The organism is Dietzia sp. NPDC055340, assembly GCF_053645335.1.
In genome coordinates, this window is the sequence record NZ_JBSHML010000021.1 from 62,139 (window position 1) to 78,077 (window position 15,939).

Sequence of the window (15,939 nt, forward strand, 5' to 3'; positions counted from 1 at the left end):
TATCACCAACCTTAAGAAGGGAATCCATCACCATGGCAGTGGAGATGTTCTACGACGACGCGGCTGACCTGTCGCTCATCCAGGGGCGCAAGGTCGCCGTCATCGGCTACGGCTCGCAGGGCCACGCGCATTCGCTGAGCCTGCGCGACTCGGGTGTCGAGGTCGTCATCGGCCTGCGCGAGAGCTCCAAGTCGCGCGCCAAGGCCGAAGAGGCCGGGCTGACGGTCATGACCGCCGCGGAGGCCGCCAAGTGGGCCGACGTCGTCATGCTGCTGGCCCCGGACACCTCGCAGGCCGCGATCTTCACCGAGGACATCGAGCCCAACCTGAACGACGGCGACGCCCTGTTCTTCGGGCACGGCCTGAACGTCCACTTCGGTCTGATCAAGCCCGCTGACAACATCACCATCGCGATGGTCGCCCCCAAGGGCCCCGGCCACCTCGTGCGTCGTCAGTTCGTCGACGGCAAGGGTGTCCCGGCGCTCATCGCCGTCGAGCAGGACCCGAAGGGTGAGGGAGAGGCGCTCGCGCTCTCCTACGCCAAGGCCATCGGCGGCACCCGCGCCGGCGTTATCAAGACCACCTTCAAGGACGAGACCGAGACCGACCTGTTCGGTGAGCAGGCCGTGCTCTGCGGTGGCACCGAGGAGCTCGTCAAGACGGGCTTCGAGGTGATGGTCGAGGCCGGCTACGAGCCCGAGCTCGCCTACTTCGAGGTGCTCCACGAGCTCAAGCTCATCGTCGACCTCATGTACGAGGGCGGCATCGCCCGCATGAACTACTCGGTGTCCGACACCGCGGAGTTCGGCGGCTACCTCTCCGGCCCCCGGGTGATCGACGCCGGCACCAAGGAGCGCATGAAGGAGATCCTCGCCGACATCCAGAACGGCGAGTTCACCAAGCGTCTCGTTGCCAACGTCGAGGGCGGGAACTCCGAGCTCGAGCAGCTCCGCAAGGAGAACGCCGAGCACCCGATCGAGGTCACCGGCCAGAAGCTGCGCGACCTCATGAGCTGGGTCGACCGTCCGATCACGGAGACCGCCTGAGTGTTGCGGGGGAGTTCCCGGTGAGATGCCTGTAGGGTCCACCGGGATCTGATCCCGAGTGCTTGGAGGACCGTCGTGCGTCACATCAAACGAGGTGTGGGTGCGGCGGTCCTCGCCATTTGCCTGGCCTCGTCCACGGTCGCCTGTACCTCCGGCTCGTCAGGCGAGGGGCCGGGTGCCCGGGCAGCCGATGAGCAGGGAACGCGGGTGGCCGTGGACACGGACGGCTCGGGCGTGGAGGCGACCGCCCTTCTGTTGAACACCGCTCCCGTGGTCGTCGTGGCCGCCCCGGACGCGGCCGCACAGGCTCGTGCGGCGTCGGTGGCGGTGGGACTCCGGGCGCCCATGTTGACCTCGGTGCCGGGCGGGGACGCGGAGCTGGCCGAGGAGATCGCGAGACTCGGCGCCGAGCGGGTGCTCCGGGTCGGAGACGTCTCGTTCGAACCCGACGACGCCGACGTGGTCGACGCCCCCGGGGACCGCGCCGGGCTCGAGGAACTGACCGGGGTCTCCTTCGAGGCCGAGGTGGATGTTCCCGAGACCCGCATTGACGACACCACCGTCCATCTGAGCCCCGGTGCACCGGCGCTGATGACCTCGGGCACGCCCCTGTCGCGGGACACGGGTGCGGGCTCGGCCGGGGTGGCTGATGCCGAACCGATCGAGACCGGATCGCCGGCGTGGGCAGGCGACGAGGCTCCCACGGTTCTCGTGCACGACGGAACCCCTGTCGCCGCGATCGCCACCGCCGTGGCCACCGGAGGCGCGGTGTCGCATCTACGTGCGCCGGACCCGCGGGTCGACGGCGGATCGGTGGAGGCCGTGCGGGACGCCGAGGTCATCTACGCGCTCGGGCCGGACTGGGGGAGTGAGGAGGAGGTCGCGGACCGGGTCGAGAAGGCCCGCGCCGTTCCCGAGCTTCCCGGCGGTGGCCAGCTGGTGTTCCCGGGCCGGCGCTTCGTCGCGGCGTACGGTTCGCCGATCACCCCGGCTCTCGGGATCCTCGGTGAGCAGGGACCGGAGGAGAGCGTGGCCCGGGTGCAGAGGTTGGTCGAGCAGTACCAGCCGTACTCCCCCGAACAGGTCGTGCCCGCCTTCGAGATCATCGGCACCGTCGCTTCCGGCGCGCCGGGTGACGACGGGAACTTCACCAACGAGTGGGGCCCGGAAGAGTTCGAACCGCTGGTCGACGCGATCACGGCCGCCGGCGGCTACGCGGTGATCGATCTGCAGCCCGGAATGGCCGACATGGTCGACCAGGCCAGGATCTTCGAGGACCTGCTGAAGCGACCGGACGTGGGGCTCGCGCTGGATCCGGAGTGGAAGCTGAAGCCGGGGCAGCAGCCCGGGGCCCAGATCGGGTCGGTGGATGCCGAGGAGATCAATCGCGTCGTGGACTGGCTGGCTGATCTGACCAGGGAGTCGGGCGGACCCCAGAAGCTCCTGATCCTCCATCAGTTCAGCACGGCGATGATCTCGAACCGCGAACAGATCGACACCTCGCGGCCCGAGTTGGCCATCGCGCTGCACGCCGACGGCCACGGCACCCCGGACCTCAAACTGGGGACGTGGGACGCCCTGCGTTCAGGCCTGTCGCCCGACATCCGGTTGGCGTGGAAGAACTTCTACGACGAGGACACCCCCACCTTCACGCCGGAGCAGACGATGGCGGTCGAGCCCAGGCCGTGGTTCGTCTCCTTCCAGTGACCGGCTGAGCCGGGTGGGTCAGGCGCGGAGGATCCGCCGCGCCACGTGCTGCCCGGCCATGCCGTGGACGCCGGGGCCGGGCGGGGTCGAGCCGGAGGCGTGCCAGACGCCGGGGATCCCGGTGGCGAACGGATCCACGCGCGGGACGGGGCGGGCGATCAGCCCGCGTAGGTCCACCCGGCCACCGGCGATATCCCCGCCGAGGTGGTTCGCATTGTGCTCGGACATCCGGGAGGCCGGAGTGCAGTGCGTTGCCACCACCACGTCGCGCACGCCCGGGGCGACGGCCTCAAGCGCGTCCAGGACCTGCTCGGTCTGGTCCCGCTCCGAGAACGCCGGGACGTGGGCGTAGGTCCAGAGTGGCCGGCGGCCGTCGTCGGCGATGCGGCCGGGGTCCGTGACCCACGGCTGGGAGATCAGGATCATCGGCTTGTCGGCATGGCGGCCGGCCGACACCTCACGTTCGGCGAGCCGGATGGCGTCGGTATCGCCACCGAGATGCACGGTGCCCGCCTCGCGGAGCCGGGCATCTCGCCACGGCACCGGCCCGGAGAGAACGAGATCAACCTTGGCCGCCGCGCCGCCCATGGGGACGCGGTTGAGACGGCGAGCGCGTCGGGCCGTGGCGGGCGAGGGCGAGGACGCCAGCAGGATCGAGCCCAGTCCGCGCGGCGAGGTGGTGAACACGACGTGCGGGGCGTCGAGTTCTGCCAGGCCACCGATGCGGACGCCTGTTCGGATCACCCCGCCGGCAGCGTGCAGTGCGTCGGCGAGTGCGGCCGTGAGCGCGCCGCTCCCACCCGCCGGAAGGGCCCAGCCCAGGGGGGCGTGGAGAAGTGATCCGAGAACGAGGCCGGCCGCCGTGGCGGCCGGTGAGCCGAGCGGGGTGATGGCGTGGGCGGCGATCCCGGACATCAGCGTCCGCCCGTCGGTGCCCAGTGAGTCCGGCAGCGCACCCCGGGGGTGTGCGCGGACGAAGGCGCCGGCGAGTGCTGCGGTGGCGGCCGGGGACGGGACGGAACGCTGGTCCGACAGCGCTGCGGCGGCCACCTCGACGGGTCGACGGGCGAGCGCGCCCATCAGAGACCACCACGCGGCTGCTTCCCGCACTGAGCCGAACCCGGCCGCGAGGGCACCCGGAGCGGGGTCGGTTGGCACGACGATCGCATCCCGGCCGGGCAGCGCGTGCCCCAGCTGCACCGGGGGAGTGACCATCTCGACACCGTGCGCGGCGAGGTCGAACTCGCGGAAGAACGGCGACGCACCGGCCATCGGATGGACGGCCGAGCACGGATCGACGACCAGCCCGTCCCAGTGACCGGACGACAGTGCCCGTTCCCGGTCGGCGCCGGAGAGCAGGTCGGGCAGAGGGACGGTTCGACAACCGCCGCCGATGCTCTCCTGCTCCTCCAGCACGACGACCCGGCGACCGGATCGCGCGCACAGCAGCGCCGCGGCGAGACCGTTCGGGCCGGAGCCCACCACGGCGACGTCCGCGCGTATCCGGCCGGCCGCGCTCACCCGAACAGTTCCAGGCCGTAGCCACGGCGTAGCTCCTCCAGCAGGTTCTCCTGTGACCGGGCCTGGTCCGCGAGCGCGAGCAGGAGGCTCCGGACGTCGCCGGGGAGCATCGTGTCGTCGTCGTCGTCGGGCCCGGGGGCGCGGGCGTCGACGACGGCGGCGTCATCGCCTTCAGCCACCCACGACTCGGCGAGCAACTCCCACATCGACTTCTTCGCCACGACCAGGGTGCGCAGGCTCTCGAGCAGGCCGAGTCTGGTCAGCGGATCGCGCACGATCGGCCCCGCCGGGAGCGCGGCGAGGGCGATCGTCGCCGACGCCCGCACCATGCGGCGGCCCGGCGCACCCACCGGCGAGATCCCCGTCAGCAGGCGCCGCGTTGTGGCGATCTCCCCCTCGAACTGGGGGCGAAGTGGCGCGAGCCGCGCCCTGTCCGCGGGATCGACCGCGCTGATGCACCGATCGAGGATCGTGCGTCCCACCGCGGCGCCGTAGAGGTGCGCACGGAGGTACATCGCCGTCGCCGACCGACCGCGGGTGGGGCGTAGGGCGGCGGCCCGCGACCCGGGGAACCGGTCGGGCCCGGACATCGAACGGTGTGAGCGGGCCATGGGGGCGACCTTCCGATCATCAGGAGAACACCGAGGCTACGGGTGAGGCGTTCGTCACGATAGGCCGTCGAGGTCTCTGTAGGCCACCGGCGGCCACTGGTGAGCGGCGGGGATGGGTGGCCTAGACTGACCGTGCCCGAATTGACACTGAGGAGTTCCCACTGTGACAGCATCCGGACGTCCCGTCGTCCTCATCGCCGACAAGCTCGCCCAGTCGACCGTCGATGCGCTCGGCGACGCCGTCGAGGTCCGATGGGTCGATGGCCCGGATCGCCCGAAGCTCCTCGAGGCGGTCAAGGACGCCGACGCGCTTCTCGTGCGCTCGGCCACGACCGTCGACGCCGAGGTGCTCGCGGCAGCGCCCGGTCTCAAGATCATCGGCCGTGCCGGCGTCGGCCTGGACAACGTCGAGATCCCCGCGGCCACCGAGCGCGGCGTCATGGTCGTCAACGCCCCCACGTCGAACATCCACTCCGCCGCCGAGCACGCGGTGGCGCTGCTGATGTCCGCCTGCCGCCAGATCCCCGCGGCCGACGCGACGCTGCGCGAGCACACCTGGAAGCGCAGCTCGTTCAACGGTGTCGAGTTGCTCGGCAAGACCGTCGGCGTGGTCGGACTGGGCCGGATCGGACAGCTCGTCGCGCAGCGGCTGGCGGCGTTCGAGACCAACCTCATCGCCTACGACCCGTACCTCCCGGCCGCACGCGCCGCACAGCTGGGTATCGAGCTCGTCGACATCGACGAGCTGGTCGCGCGTGCGGACATCATCACGATGCACCTGCCCAAGACCAAGGAGACCGCCGGCCTCTTCGACGCGGACCGTCTGGCCCGTGCGAAGGACGGCGTCGTGATCGTCAACGCCGCACGTGGTGGCCTGATCGTCGAGTCCGCGCTGGTCGACGCACTCAAGTCCGGCAAGGTCCGCGCCGCCGCGCTCGACGTGTTCGACACCGAGCCCTGCACCGATTCGCCGCTGTTCGAGCTCTCCAACACCGTCGTCACCCCGCACCTGGGCGCCTCCACCAGCGAAGCCCAGGACCGCGCCGGCACCGACGTCGCCCGCAGCGTCCTCCTCGCCCTCCGCGGGGAGTTCGTCCCGGATGCGGTCAACGTCTCCGGCGGTCCCGTCGGCGATGAGGTCGCCCCCTGGCTCGATCTCGTCCGCAAGGTCGGCCTCGTCTCCGGGCACCTGTGCCCCGGCGTCCCCACCACCGTTAAGGTCGAGGTCTCCGGCGAGCTCGCCGCCGAGTCGGTCGACGTGCTCGGCCTGGCCGCGCTGCGCGGCATGTTCTCCGCCATCACCGACGAGCCGGCCACGTTCGTCAACGTCGGCCAGATGGCCGAGCAGCGCGGCGTCACCCACTCGGTGGAGACCCGCAGCGAGTCCAAGTCCTACCGCAGTACCGTCTCCGTCACGGCCGTGACCGCGGACGGCGCGAGCGCGAGCGTCACCGGGACGCTCTCGGGCCTGGAGAAGGTCCAGAAAATCGTGCGGATCAACGAGCGCGGCTTCGACATGCGTGCCGAGGGGCAGAACCTGTTCGTCCACTACGCCGACCGCCCCGGCGTGCTCGGCCGCGTCGGCTCCATCCTCGGCGGCGAGGGCGTCGACATCCAGGCCGCGGCCCTGAGCCAGGACGCCAGCGGCGAGGGGGCTTCGCTGATCCTGCGGGTGGACCGCGCCGTGGCCGAGCCCACCGTCGACCGGATCGTCTCGGAGCTCAGCGCCACCGCCACCCAGATCAACCTGGACTAGAAGCGAAAAGGAACCGACCACCCTCATGAAGCTGGCAGTCATACCCGGAGACGGCATCGGTGTCGAGGTCACGGCTGAGGCGCTCAAGGTGCTCGACGCACTCGTGCCCGGAGTCGAGAAGACCGAGTACGACCTCGGTGCGCGCCGTTACCTCCGCAACGGGGAGACCCTCACCGACGAGGACATCGCGAGCCTCAAGGAGCACGACGTGATCCTGCTCGGCGCGATCGGCGATCCCCGATCCGTGCCGGCCGGCGTTCTCGAGCGGGGCATGCTGCTCCCGCTGCGGTTCGCCCTGGATCACCACGTCAACCTGCGGCCGTCCAAGCTGTACCCGGGCTCGGCCACGCCGCTGAAGGCGCCCGGCGAGATCGACTTCGTCGTCGTCCGCGAGGGCACCGAGGGCCTCTACACCGGTAACGGTGGCGCCATCCGTGTCGGAACGCCGCACGAGATGGGTACCGAGACCTCGGTCAACACCCGCTACGGCGTGGAGCGCGTCGTGCGCGACGCGTTCGCCCGGGCGACGTCGCGGCGCGGCAAGCTCACGCTGGTCCACAAGACCAACGTGTTGGTCAACGCCGGCGGACTGTGGCAGCGCACCGTCGACGAGGTGGCGCCGGAGTTCCCCGAGGTCGAGGTGGACTACTGCCACATCGACGCGGCGACCATCTACATGGTCACCGACCCGTCGCGCTTCGACGTGATCGTCACCGACAACCTGTTCGGCGACATCATCACGGACCTGGCGGCGGCGGTCACCGGCGGCATCGGGACGGCGGCGTCGGGCAACATCGACGCCTCGGGCACCAACCCGTCCATGTTCGAGCCGGTCCACGGCTCGGCGCCGGACATCGCCGGACAGGGCAAGGCCGACCCGACGGCCGCGATCCTGTCTGTGGCGCTGCTGCTGCGCCACGTCGGCAAGGACGCCGAGGCCGATCGTGTCGAGGCCGCCGTCGAGGCCGATCTCGCGTCGCGAGGCGACACCGAGATCGTCACCGCCGAGGTGGGCGACCGGATCGTGGCGGCGGTCAGCGCCTAGATCCCCCGGTACGGCGCCGGGTGTCGGGGCCGGGTGCCGACGGCCCGCGGGTGTGATTCGCGTGAAGAGGATCACACCGCGGGCCGTCGGCGTTCACAGTGGAGTCATGGACGTCGAACTGGTCGAGGTGCGGGACTTTCTCGCGCGGTGCGCGCCGTTCGATGAGCTGCCCGGGACCGTACTCGATCGACTGCCCGCCAGACTGACCCAGCGCTACCACCGGCGCGGCAGCGTGATCGTCGGGGCGGGGGAGACCAACGACACCCTGCACATCATCCGGTCCGGCGCCGTCGAGATCTGCGACCCGGAGGGCACGCTGCTCGACACCCGCGACGAGGGTGACTGCTTCGGATACTCGACCCTCGCCCACGCCGGACCGTCCCGGTACCGGATGGACGCGGTCGCCGACACACTGCTGCTCGAGATGTCAAGGGAGGTGTTCGACGAGGTCGCGGCCGAGCACCCGGTCCTGAAGGACTTCTTCGGCGAACGCAGCGACAGGATCCGTGAGGACCTCGCCTCCGCGCGGGTGGCGGCCTCCGGGGGCGATGTACTGGGAACGCCGGTCGGGGAGCTGCTGACGCGGGACGCGGTGACCATCGGGCCGGAGGCCAGTATCCGGGAGGCCGCACGGATCATGACCGAGCGCCGGGTCTCGTCGCTGCTGGTGGTCGAGTCCGCCGCGGTGATCGGGATCTTCACCGACCGTGACCTGCGGTCGAAGGTGGTGGCCGTCGACGCCGACACGAGCGCGCCGGTGTCGGCCATCATGAGCCCCGACCCGGTCTCCGTCGACGTCCACACCCGCGCGTTCGATGCCACGCTCCTGCAGATCGATCGCGGGGTCCACCACCTGCCGGTGGTCGACGGCGGGGTGCCGCTGGGGGTGGTGACGTCCGGGGACCTACTGCGCATGGTCCAGGCGGACCCGGTGTATCTGGCGGCGCGGATCGCGCGCGCTCCGGATGCCGCGGCGGTCGCCGGGCTGGCAGAGAGGCTGCCGCCGCTGGTGGGTGAGTTCGTCCGCAGGGGGACGACGCCTCAGGATATCGGCCGCGTGGTCACGGCGACCGCGGACGCCGCCACGCGTCGGCTGTTGGCATTGGCGGAGGAGGAGCTCGGACCCGCGCCGGTCCCGTACTGCTGGGTGGGGCTCGGGTCGCAGGCCCGCGACGAGCTCGGGGTGGCCAGCGACCAGGACAACGCCCTGGTGCTGGCGGACGACGCCGCCACGGTCGCGGGCGCCGACGACTACTTCGCGGCCCTGGCCGATCGGGTCTGCCACGGCCTGGACCGCGCGGGATTCCCTCTGTGCCCCGGAGACGTGATGGCCGCCAACCCCGCGTGGCGTCGTACGACGACGGAGTGGATCAACCAGGTCGCGGACTGGGTCGGCGCCCCGGATCCCGATGCGATGCTCCATGCGCAGGTGTTCTTCGATATCCGGGCCATCCGCGGCCCGGCGGCGCTTCTCGCGCCGATTCGCCGGGATATGCTCGCGCGCGCCAGCGCCAGCCCCCGATTCCAGGCTCACCTGGCGAGGATCGCGTGCGAGTGGCAACCCCCGCTGGGGTTCTTCCGTGGACTGGTGGTGGCCCGCCGGGGCGAGTACCGCAACACGCTCGAGATCAAGGCGGGCGGGATCGCCCCGGTCGTACAGATCGCGCGTCTTCATGCCGTGGCGGCCGGGGTGGAGGAGGTGGCGACGCTGGACCGGCTCGACGCCGCGGCGAGCGCCGGGGGGATCGCGCGTGGCGACGCCGAGAATCTGGCCGAGGCCTTCCGCTTCCTGCGCCGGCTCGCCTACCGACATCACGCCCTCCAGATCGCGGAGGGCAGGCCACAGGACAACAACGTCGACCCGAGGAGCCTGGGTAGCAAAGACCGACACCGACTGCGGGCGGCGTTCCGGATCATCGCCGCGGCGCAGGACGCACTGGCGCTCAAGTACCCGGTCGGACGGATGTGATGGCGTTCGGCCGGCGGGACGGTGAGCGCGGCAGGCGCAGAGCCGCGGCGAAGTTACCGGATGGTGGGCTGCGCCGCTATCTCGAGAGCCCTGTGCCCGACCGGGCGACGCCGGTGGACGAGCTGGCGCTGTTCGCCGTCGATGTCGAGACCACGGGGTTGGACCCGCGGCGCGACAGGGTCCTCGCGGTGGGGTTCGTGCCCGTGGACGGGACGCGGATCGCCCTCGGGGGCGCCGGGGCGGTGTTGGTGCGGGCGGACGCCCGGGGCGACGACGACGGGGTGGGCCAGAGCGCGATCGTGCACGGCATCACGGACGACAGGATCGCCGAGGGCTCGGAGGTGTGCGAGGTGGTTGACCTGCTCTTCGATGCCATGGTCGGTCGCGTGCTGCTCGCCCACTACAGCCCGATCGAGATCGACTTCCTCGGCGCGATGTGTCGCCGTGTGTACGGCGTGCGTCCGCCGCTCGTGGCCGTCGACACCCTCGAGCTGCAGAGGCGGGTGACTCGGCCGGGCATCGACATGGGGTTCACGGCCGACCCCCACCCGGACGACCTCCGTTTGTGGGGAGCGCGCGAGAGATACGGACTGCCGCGGTACCGGGCCCACGACGCGCTCGTCGACGCGGTGGCCTGCGCCGAGCTGTACCTCGCCCAGATCGCCGAGCTCGGGGAGCGCGGGGCGCGCACTCTCCGGGATCTGCGAACGGCCTAGGATCGGGGGCATGCGTCTCGCCCGAATTGCCCACCCGCAGGGGTTCGCCTTCGTTGAGGTCCGTGGTGACGTCTCCGACCCGTCGTCGCTGACCTGCGCGGAGATCTCCGAACATCCCTTCGGCACCCCCGAGTTCACCGGCCGTGAGTGGCCGCTGGCCGATGTACGTCTCCTGGCCCCGATCCTGGCCTCCAAGGTGGTGTGCATCGGCAAGAACTATGCGGAGCACGCGGCGGAGATGGGGGGCGAGGCTCCTGCGGAGCCGTTGATCTTCCTCAAGCCCAACACGTCGGTCGTGGGGCCCGAGGCCGCGATCGCGTACCCGCCGAGCTCGGAGCGGGTCGATTACGAGGGCGAGCTGGCCGTGGTGATCGGTCAGCCCTGTCGCGATGTCTCCGCCGCGCGCGCCCACGAGGTGATCCTCGGCTACACCTGTGCGAACGACGTGACCGCGCGTGATCAGCAGAAATCGGACGGGCAGTGGACCCGGGGCAAGGGCTACGACACGTTCTGCCCGCTCGGCCCGTGGATCGTCACGGATCTCGACCCCAACGGCCTGGATGTGCGCACCACGCTGACGAGCGAGGGCGGCGGCCCGGAGCTGAAGCAGGACGGCAACACCTCGCAGTTCATGCACACCGTCGGGGAGATCATCGAGTACATCAGCCGGGTCATGACGCTGCTGCCGGGCGATGTGGTGCTCACCGGCACGCCCGCCGGTGTCGGTCCGATGCTGCCGGGGGACCGGGTCACGGTCGAGATCGAGGGGATCGGCTCGCTGAGCAATCCGGTCGTCGACCGCTAGTTGTACTGACCACTGTGGTTGTGTACGCGGTCTGCGGGTGAGGCGCCTCGTAGTGCGGTGTGGCCGCGGTGGTGATTGTAGTGGTGCAGGAACGCTGGGAAGTGTGCCGCGCGGTCGGATTCACAGGTGTAGGGCTCGGAGTAGGCCCATTCCTCGAGCATGGTGCGGTTGTAGCGTTCGACTTTGCCGTTGGTTTGGGGCCGGTAAGGGCGGGTGCGCTTGTGCGCGATGTCGGGCCCGAGGGCTTCTTTGAAGGCGTGGGAGCGGTAGCAGGCCCCGTTGTCGGTCAGGACCCTGTGCACGGTGATGCCGGTGTCGGCGAAGAACGCCCGGGCCCGGTTCCAGAACCCGGCTGCGGTCTCTTTGCGTTCGTCGTCCAGTAGCTCGCTGTAGGCCAGACGTGAGTGGTCGTCGACAGCATTGTGGATGTACCAGTAGCCCGTCCCGCGCGTGCTGTTGCGGCGGCCCTTGGCTCGGCCGAGGGCCTTGTGCCCACCTCCGTCGGGGATGCGGCCGAGTTTCTTGATGTCCACGTGCACCAGGTCACCGGGAGCGTCGTGCTCGTAGCGGCGTGGGCGTCGCGTGTTCGCGCGGACCGGTGCGCCGGTGGCCGGGTCGGTGAACGACAGGCGCAGACAGCCGTAGCGCGACAGAATCTTGTGCACCGTCGATGGGTGCATCCCCAGGTGGTAAGCGATCCGGGCCGGCCCCCACCGGCGAGACACCCGCATTCCCAGCACCCGACGTTCCCGACGCTCGGGGGTCTGGGTCGGGCTGCGGTGGGGGCGGCTGGAGCGGTCGACCATGCCGGCCTTGCCGTACTCGCGGTAGCGAGCGGCCCACTTGCGTGCGGTTGTCACGGCGACGTTGAACCGCTCAGCCGCGCGAGTGGGCCCCCAGCGGTCGTCGACGACACACCGGGCCAGGCGCAGCCTTCCGGTCGGGGTGAGGGTGGCGTTAGCGTGGGACACGAAGACCTCCGTTGTGGGTGTGGTTGCTTGGTCGCTTTCACACCTCACACGGAGGTCTTCCTCATGTCAGCCCGCCATGCCGACCTGCGACACAACGTCCGTGGTCATTACAGCTAGTCACATCCGGCAGTCGGTTCTTCCGGCCACCGACACGGCCTCGGCGGCCGGTTCTGCCGGCTCAGGAGACGTTGAACGCCTTGAGTACGGTCCGCAGCTTGGCCCCGGTCTCGGCCACCTCGTCGTCGGGGTCGGAGTCGGCCACGATCCCCCCGCCGGCCCAGGCGACGGCCCCGGTCCGTCCGGCGTCGATCTCCGCACAGCGGATGGAGACCATCCAGTCGCCGTCACCGGAGGCATCGGCCCATCCGACGGTCCCGGCGTAGAAACCGCGTGGGCCCTCGATGCCGGCGATCAGCCGTCTCGCCTCGTCCGTCGGTGTCCCGCACACCGCCGGGGTGGGATGGACCGCGAGTGCCAGATCCAGCGCGGTGGTCCGACGGTCGGCGATGCGGCCGCGGATCCGCGTGCCGAGGTGCCACATCTCGCGGGTGGAGGTGAGCGAGGGACGCGCGGGGATCTCCAGTTCCCCGCAGAGCGGGCCCAGTGCCTCGGCGATCGAATTCACGACGAAGGCGTGCTCGAACGCGTCCTTTCCGGAGTCGCGCAGTGCGCGGGCGGAGGCCTGGTCGACGGTGGGGTCCGCGTCGCGCGGCGCCGAGCCGGCCAGCGGGTGGCACTCGACGACGTCCCCGCGGCGCCGCACGAGCAGTTCGGGACTCGAGCCCACCAGGACTCGCCCGGCGCAGTGGTCGCCGGCGGGGGAGAGGTCCACGAGAAAACCGTCCGCGTGCGAGTTGGAGTCGATCAGCGTGGCACACACGGCATGGGGGTCGATCGGCTCGTCGGATTCCAGCCGGACCGCACGGGCCAGCACGACTTTGCCCACCCCACCGGCGTTGATCGCGGTCAGCGCGGTCGACACCCGTGCCCGGTGCTCGGCGGGGGACGGGATCTCCTCGACGACGCGGGCGCGGGTGCGGATGCCCCGGAAGTAGGCCGGGGGTTCCAGCGGACCGTCGGTGCGGACCACCAGCTCCGGTTCCGTGAGCGCAGCGGGCGTATCGGGCTCGAACCCGATCGCGCCCACGACGAGACCACAGGCGCCGGATCTCAGGGCGAGGGCGGCGTCGGCGGGGTCGGTGAAGGTCTGGAGGACGCCCTGGGTCCGCAGTGAACCGGTAGGCCGGGAGAGCAGGAAGTCCGGCGCGGTCACGGGACGGCCGACGTCGGGGGTGTTCCCTGACGCCACGGCTGGCCTCCCTCGACTCGGGCACCCCGTGGATCCACGCCCCGGCGGCGCCCACGAGTACTCGGTTGATCCTAGGCCGGTCCTCGCCGGGGGTGGGAGGCGGGATCGTCACTAGGATGGTCGCCATGACCGCCTCGAACGTTCGCGTCCGCTTCTGTCCGTCTCCCACCGGGACCCCCCACGTGGGTCTCGTCCGAACCGCCTTGTTCAACTGGGCCCATGCCCGGCACACGGGAGGGACGTTCGTCTTCCGGATCGAGGACACCGACGCCGCGCGCGACTCGGAGGAGTCCTATGAGGCGCTGCTCGACGCGCTGCGGTGGCTCGGGTTGGACTGGGACGAGGGCCCGGAGGTCGGAGGGCCGTACGCGCCGTACCGCCAGTCCGAGCGTCGCGACCTCCACCTGGATGTCGTGCGCAGACTGGTCGAGTCCGGGGAGGCCTACGAGTCGTTCTCCACGGCGGAGGAGGTCGAGGACCGCCACCGTGCGGCCGGACGTGATCCGAAGCTGGGATATGACGGTTTCGATCGTGACCTCACCGAAGAGCAGAAGCAGGCGTACCGCGATGAGGGACGTGGCGCGGTGGTCCGTCTCCGGATGCCGGACGAGGACTTGGGGTGGGACGACCTCGTCCGGGGCGAGACGGTGTTCAAGGCGGGCACCGTCCCGGACTTCGCGCTGACGCGTGGGAACGGCATCCCGCTCTACACCCTGGTCAACCCGGTGGATGACGCCCTGATGAAGATCACGCACGTCCTGCGCGGTGAGGATCTGCTCAGCTCCACACCGCGCCAGATCGCCCTCTACCGGGCGCTGGAGCGCATCGGCGTGGCGGACGGCGTGCCCGCGTTCGGGCATCTGCCGTTCGTGATGGGTGACGGGAACAAGAAGCTGTCCAAACGCGATCCGCAGTCGGACCTGTTCCTGCACCGCGACCGCGGCATGTTGCCCGAGGGACTCCTCAACTACCTCGCGCTGCTGGGCTGGGGTCTGTCGGAGGATCGGGACGTGTTCTCGCTCGGGGAGATGGTGCACGCGTTCGACATCCGCCAGGTCAACGCCAACCCGGCCCGTTTCGACCAGAAGAAGGCCGACGCGATCAACGCCGAGCACATCCGGCAGCTGCCGGCCGAGGAGTTCGCGCGCCGGTTGCGTGAGTTCCTCGTGGCGCACCCCGCAGAGGACGGGTCGACCCTCCCGGAGAGCCTTGACGGCGATCGTTGGTCGACCGTCGCGGAACTCCTGCAGACCCGCATCGTGGTGCTGTCCGACGCGTGGGACCTGATCCGGTTCCTCGTCGTGCCGGAAGCGGAGTTCGCGGTCGACCCGCAGTCGGCGGCCAAGAACCTCAAGGCCGAGGCGCGGGAGGTCGTGGACGCGGCCGTGGCGGCGCTGGAGGGGCTCGGGGAGTGGACCACGTCGGCCATCGAGGCCGCGCTGTCCGCCGCGCTCGTGGAGGAGCTGGGGATCAAGCCGCGCAAGGCCTACGGCCCGGTGCGCGTGGCGGTGACGGGATCGCACATCTCGCCGCCGCTGTTCGAGTCCCTCGAACTGCTCGGTCGCGAGGCCACGATCGCTCGTCTGAAGGCGGCGCCGATCGCGGATTGACCAGCCGATTTGCATTCACCCCACAGGGGTTTGATAGTCTCTTCGAGGTTGCTTCGGAAGAGGCAGCCGAGTGAATGCAGTGGCCTATGGTGTAATTGGCAACACAGCGGTTTCTGGTACCGTCGTTCTAGGTTCGAGTCCTGGTAGGCCAGCTGAGCGCGTCTGACGCGTTCCGCAGCGAGATCCGTAACGGATCCGCGTCCTAAGCCCCCGTCGTCTAGCGGCCTAGGACGCCGCCCTCTCACGGCGGTAGCGTGGGTTCGAATCCCATCGGGGGTACAACGCAGAAGGCGCCCGGAGCACATGCTCCGGGCGCCTTTCTCGTCTCGTCGGGTGTCGCACCGTCCGGGCCGGGGCCGGGGGGCTAATGGCCAAAATGTGTGTATAGCGCTGGGCGTGTCGGGGTTGGTTAGTGGCTGGTTCGGCCGCCCCAGCCTTTCTGGATTCCGTTGCCGTCTTCCCAGCTGAAGTCGATGCCCATGACCGGGCCGACGGGGTCGTCGTCGGGGTGTGGTGATCGCCGTGGTGGCGGGTTGTAGTGCTCGGGGCGAGCCAGGCTCCACGGGTGACGCGGGTGCGAGGTCAGGCTGTCGAGTTTCCATTCCGCGGCCCGTCTGGCGTGTTCTACGGGCAGTCCGCGGTGCCGGCGGAACAGTTCCTTCAGGGCCCGGTTGGGGCCGCCCTCGAGTGAGGATGTCGTCCTTGCCAGTGGCCTGCCGGTCAGGGCGCGCGACTGGAGTTCGGGGTCGAGCCAGGTGAACAGGTGGTCCTGGCGGACGAGTTTGCGGAACGAGGCACGGGTCTTGCGCAGCGACTGGTGGGTGTACCACCAGGTGCGATCTGCGGGCACGTGAGCGGGGCGCAAGGCGTTGT

At 70.3% G+C, this 15,939-nt stretch carries 12 protein-coding genes, 2 tRNA genes and 1 pseudogene; 10 read left to right on the top strand and 5 right to left on the bottom strand.

Annotated elements, in window-relative coordinates:
- Nucleotides 1-32 precede the first annotated feature (32 nt).
- Nucleotides 33-1,046 carry a ketol-acid reductoisomerase gene (ilvC, locus tag ACWIFB_RS14765; RefSeq protein ID WP_454058651.1) on the top strand — a complete coding sequence of 338 codons (1,014 nt, stop codon included), beginning with the start codon at nt 33-35 and terminating at the stop codon, nt 1,044-1,046.
- Nucleotides 1,047-1,121: 75 nt separating this feature from the next.
- On the top strand, nt 1,122-2,753 hold the full coding sequence (locus ACWIFB_RS14770; protein ID WP_454058652.1) for a hypothetical protein: 1,632 nt from the start codon (nt 1,122-1,124) through the stop codon (nt 2,751-2,753).
- An 18-nt stretch (nt 2,754-2,771) separates the two neighbouring features.
- On the opposite strand, the gene ACWIFB_RS14775 is transcribed toward ACWIFB_RS14770, so the two are convergent.
- Both ACWIFB_RS14775 and ACWIFB_RS14780 read right to left on the bottom strand, forming a co-directional pair.
- Nucleotides 2,772-4,274: a phytoene desaturase family protein gene (locus ACWIFB_RS14775; protein WP_452099946.1), complete on the bottom strand. Its 1,503-nt coding sequence runs from the start codon at nt 4,272-4,274 to the stop codon at nt 2,772-2,774.
- A complete protein-coding gene (locus ACWIFB_RS14780; RefSeq protein ID WP_454058653.1) occupies nt 4,271-4,885 on the bottom strand; it encodes a hypothetical protein in 615 nt (204 codons plus the stop codon). The genes ACWIFB_RS14775 and ACWIFB_RS14780 overlap by 4 nt, the downstream gene beginning before the upstream one ends.
- Nucleotides 4,886-5,048: 163 nt before the next feature.
- Here ACWIFB_RS14780 and serA point away from each other — a divergent pair, with 163 nt between their 5' ends.
- The 5 genes from serA (at nt 5,049) to ACWIFB_RS14805 (ending at nt 11,176) form a co-directional block, all read left to right on the top strand.
- Nucleotides 5,049-6,641, top strand: a complete 1,593-nt coding sequence (serA, locus tag ACWIFB_RS14785) for a phosphoglycerate dehydrogenase (protein ID WP_452099944.1) — start codon at nt 5,049-5,051, stop codon at nt 6,639-6,641.
- Between the two features lie 25 nt (nt 6,642-6,666).
- Entirely contained in the window at nt 6,667-7,686 is a 1,020-nt protein-coding gene (locus tag ACWIFB_RS14790; protein WP_452099943.1) for a 3-isopropylmalate dehydrogenase, read from the top strand.
- A 106-nt stretch (nt 7,687-7,792) separates the two neighbouring features.
- Entirely contained in the window at nt 7,793-9,655 is a 1,863-nt protein-coding gene (locus tag ACWIFB_RS14795; protein ID WP_452099942.1) for a DUF294 nucleotidyltransferase-like domain-containing protein, read from the top strand.
- Nucleotides 9,655-10,371: an exonuclease domain-containing protein gene (locus tag ACWIFB_RS14800; protein ID WP_454058654.1), complete on the top strand. Its 717-nt coding sequence runs from the start codon at nt 9,655-9,657 to the stop codon at nt 10,369-10,371. Before ACWIFB_RS14795 ends, ACWIFB_RS14800 begins: the two co-directional genes overlap by 1 nt.
- 10 nt (nt 10,372-10,381) lie before the next feature.
- Nucleotides 10,382-11,176 (top strand): fumarylacetoacetate hydrolase family protein, encoded by a 795-nt coding sequence (locus tag ACWIFB_RS14805; RefSeq protein ID WP_452099940.1) that lies wholly within the window; start codon nt 10,382-10,384, stop codon nt 11,174-11,176.
- Here ACWIFB_RS14805 and ACWIFB_RS14810 read toward each other — a convergent pair.
- Together ACWIFB_RS14810 and ACWIFB_RS14815 are read right to left on the bottom strand one after the other, a co-directional pair.
- Nucleotides 11,173-12,147: an IS481 family transposase gene (locus tag ACWIFB_RS14810; RefSeq protein WP_454058655.1), complete on the bottom strand. Its 975-nt coding sequence runs from the start codon at nt 12,145-12,147 to the stop codon at nt 11,173-11,175. The two genes, ACWIFB_RS14805 and ACWIFB_RS14810, sit on opposite strands and share 4 nt — an antisense overlap.
- Before the next feature lie 178 nt (nt 12,148-12,325).
- On the bottom strand, nt 12,326-13,456 hold the full coding sequence (locus ACWIFB_RS14815; protein ID WP_454058656.1) for an isochorismate synthase: 1,131 nt from the start codon (nt 13,454-13,456) through the stop codon (nt 12,326-12,328).
- A gap of 125 nt (nt 13,457-13,581) precedes the next feature.
- On the opposite strand from ACWIFB_RS14815, the gene gltX reads away from it, so the two are divergent.
- From gltX to ACWIFB_RS14830, 3 genes are all read left to right on the top strand, one after another.
- Nucleotides 13,582-15,066, top strand: coding sequence for a glutamate--tRNA ligase (gltX, locus tag ACWIFB_RS14820; protein WP_452099938.1), 1,485 nt, complete (start codon nt 13,582-13,584; stop codon nt 15,064-15,066).
- Between the two features lie 80 nt (nt 15,067-15,146).
- Nucleotides 15,147-15,218: transfer RNA gene (locus ACWIFB_RS14825), tRNA-Gln, on the top strand.
- A gap of 54 nt (nt 15,219-15,272) precedes the next feature.
- Nucleotides 15,273-15,345, top strand: a tRNA-Glu gene (locus tag ACWIFB_RS14830).
- A 130-nt stretch (nt 15,346-15,475) separates the two neighbouring features.
- On the opposite strand, the pseudogene ACWIFB_RS14835 reads toward ACWIFB_RS14830, so the two are convergent.
- Nucleotides 15,476-15,939 (bottom strand): annotated as a pseudogene (locus ACWIFB_RS14835) (IS256 family transposase); the annotation flags it as partial.